The following is a 761-nucleotide window of genomic DNA, read 5'->3' on the forward strand; positions in this document are numbered from 1 at the left end:
CAGCACGCCAGTGTTGGTGGAGTCGTCGTTGAAATACCACTCTGATCGTATTGGGCTTCTAACTTCGGACCATGATCTGGTTCAGGGACAGTGCCTGGTGGGTAGTTTAACTGGGGCGGTTGCCTCCCAAAATGTAACGGAGGCGCCCAAAGGTTCCCTCAGCCTGGTTGGCAATCAGGTGTCGAGTGCAAGTGCACAAGGGAGCTTGACTGTGAGAGTGACAGCTCGAGCAGGGACGAAAGTCGGGACTAGTGATCCGGCACCGGCAAGTGGAAGCGGTGTCGCTCAACGGATAAAAGGTACCCCGGGGATAACAGGCTGATCTTCCCCAAGAGTCCATATCGACGGGATGGTTTGGCACCTCGATGTCGGCTCGTCGCATCCTGGGGCTGGAGTAGGTCCCAAGGGTTGGGCTGTTCGCCCATTAAAGCGGCACGCGAGCTGGGTTTAGAACGTCGTGAGACAGTTCGGTCTCTATCCGCCGCGCGCGTTAGAAACTTGAGGAAGGCTGTCCCTAGTACGAGAGGACCGGGACGGACGAACCTCTGGTGTGCCAGTTGTTCCGCCAGGGGCACTGCTGGTTGGCTACGTTCGGAAGGGATAACCGCTGAAAGCATCTAAGCGGGAAGCCTGTTCCAAGATGAGGTTTCTCTCCCACTTGATGGGTTAAGGCCCCCTACAGACCATGGGGTTGATAGGCCGGAACTGGAAGCACAGTAATGTGTGTAGGTGACTGGTACTAATAGGCCGAGGGCTTACTA

The 761-nt window shown here is 56.4% G+C and carries 1 rRNA gene; it reads left to right on the forward strand.

What is annotated here, in order from left to right:
• Positions 1-761: ribosomal RNA gene (locus WA675_RS27245) — 23S ribosomal RNA — on the forward strand; the annotation flags it as partial.

It is taken from the genome of Nocardia sp. SSK8 (assembly GCF_037034205.1).
Taxonomy (GTDB): domain Bacteria; phylum Actinomycetota; class Actinomycetes; order Mycobacteriales; family Mycobacteriaceae; genus Nocardia.